Origin of the sequence: Colidextribacter sp. OB.20, assembly GCF_009911595.1 — a bacterium.
GTDB lineage: Bacteria > Bacillota > Clostridia > Oscillospirales > Oscillospiraceae > Lawsonibacter.
In genome coordinates this window covers 1-1,987 of the sequence record NZ_QWKG01000134.1, presented here as the reverse complement: position 1 = coordinate 1,987, position 1,987 = coordinate 1, and the positions used below count along the sequence as shown (strand labels likewise).

At 54.4% G+C, this 1,987-nt stretch carries 2 protein-coding genes and 1 pseudogene; all 3 read left to right on the top strand.

The features are described from left to right. Nucleotides 1-80: 80 nt before the first annotated feature. Entirely contained in the window at nucleotides 81-866 is a 786-nt protein-coding gene (locus D1641_RS18780; RefSeq protein ID WP_160668500.1) for a DUF4406 domain-containing protein, read from the top strand. Further along, nucleotides 863-1,582: a hypothetical protein gene (locus D1641_RS18775; protein ID WP_160668498.1), complete on the top strand. Its 720-nt coding sequence runs from the start codon at nucleotides 863-865 to the stop codon at nucleotides 1,580-1,582. Before D1641_RS18780 ends, D1641_RS18775 begins: the two co-directional genes overlap by 4 nt. Continuing rightward, a pseudogene (locus tag D1641_RS19610) lies at nucleotides 1,572-1,793 on the top strand (hypothetical protein); the annotation flags it as partial. The gene D1641_RS18775 and the pseudogene D1641_RS19610, both read left to right, overlap by 11 nt. Between the last annotated feature and the right edge of the window lie 194 nt (nucleotides 1,794-1,987).

Genomic DNA, 1,987 nt, shown 5'->3' with positions numbered 1-1,987 from the left:
TACAGCTTCAGCTTTGAGACGACAAAAGACACGGCTGGCTGCCGTGCCTTATACCGTAACTATATTGTAGGAGGTGAAAAATGAGCAGCTTTTTTGAGCAGGAACTGTGGTATTTGTTCGGAGATGGCAAAACCTTTGACAATCCCGCTTGTTCGGGCCAAGCCTGTCTTGGAACGCTGGGAAAGGATCTGCGGGTGCGGGTGCGGTTTATCACCACCGGCTATGCGGATCACTATGATTCCCTGAAGATCACTGTCCTGAACCGCACGGACGGGCCGGTGGACACCCTGGTGCTGAAGCTGAAGGATCTGCTGGGCAAGAAGTCCGTCCCCGGCAATCCCAACTTCCGTGAAGGAGTATCTCCCCACATCTGGGATTGCTATGGAAAGCTGGAGTGGTACGCCTACCGTCCCACCGATGCCGACTATGAGATGATCCGGCAGGCCGCAAGGCAGTACCTGGACATGTTCCGGGACCGGCAGCAGGAGCGGACGCAGGACGGCCCCAAGCTGGTGTATATCTGCGCTCCCCTTCGGGGGAATGTGGAGAAAAATATCGAGTTCGCCCGCCAGAAAGCCCAAGAAGTGTTCCAAGCGGGAGACATTCCTGTCTGTCCCCACCTTATGTTCCCACCCATCGCTGACCCGGAGAATCCCCAGCAAGATCAGGCGGCACGGGACATGGGCCTGCGGCTGGTGGAGTCCTGCCAGGAAGTCCACGTCTATGGTGCAGAGTGGACGGCGGGGATGTGGGCGGAGATCCGCCACGCCATGGATCTGGGCATTGAGGTCAAGACCGACCAGGAGACCATTGGGCGCAACCCGCCCCGCAGGCAGGCTCCCCAGAAAGGCAGGGGTGTGCGATGAGCGGTGAACTGCAGGACACACTGAAAAAACGTCTGGATGAAAACTATGCGGCTTTTATAGACTCTCTCCAAGGGAAAACGGTCTCTGAGCTGATCGCTATGGCCCCGGAGATCACCACAGCCCAGCAGCTCCATGAGGAGCTGCTGGGCGCCTGCGATGAGGAGGACGTGGAATTTCTGCTCCGGTTTGACAATCCGTTGGAGGTTGTGCGCGGCTATTGGGAATCCGAGATCACCGGCTACGACCACAGCGGAGAGATGGGCCATATGCTCTGGCGGATTCGTGAAGATAACCAGGATGAATTTGAGCGGCAGGACGAAAAGTCGTTCGGCATAGACGAGATTACCCTTGACCCGGTTATGGACTTTTCCGGGAAAGAGGTCGTTGCGTACATCGAAATAGGATTTGATGTGGGGAGACGCTTTCAGGTGTACCCCAATTTAGACGATAGCTGTGGTCTGTATGTCAAGTATGATCCTGTTTCCCAGGCTCTTCGGGCCGAGCTGTGCATTGAGGATGGCTATGACGGCGGCAAGCGGTGGGAAACTGTTTCGCTTCTGCCTTCTGCACAGAAAATGATTATTGACCTGATGGAAGAAGCCTGCCAGAAGGATATGGGACGATCCCTGCGGGATACCTGGACAGATCACCACCCGGCGATCAACCGGGAAAACCAGCATCAAAAGAAAAATGGAAGGTGTCAGCATGAGCGATAACACTGTAAAGCAAATCACCACAGATGACTTGCGGCACATGGAGGATAAAGAGGGCCTCATCCTCCAGGGCTGCGGCGGCGATCCTCAGGAGTGGGTGGACGGCATCAACGGCCTGCTCACCGAAGCCGGCATCCTGCAGGAGGGCAGCAAATTTGAGAACGTGTCCTCTTTCCAGCGCGATGGCGTGACCTGCCTGCTGTTCCCCTTCGAAATGGCAATCAATAGTAGCAAAGGAGTAAAAAGAGACAAAAAGCAAGAGAAGAAAAGATAAGAAAGAAAAGTCCAGAAAGAGAACGAACGCCGGAAGCGGATTGGATGGCGGATTTAGTCTGTTTTCGGCAAAATAAAAGTTTAGCAAAAGGGCTCGTGTGGGAATGATTTCCAATTCAAGAAAAAGAACATTTT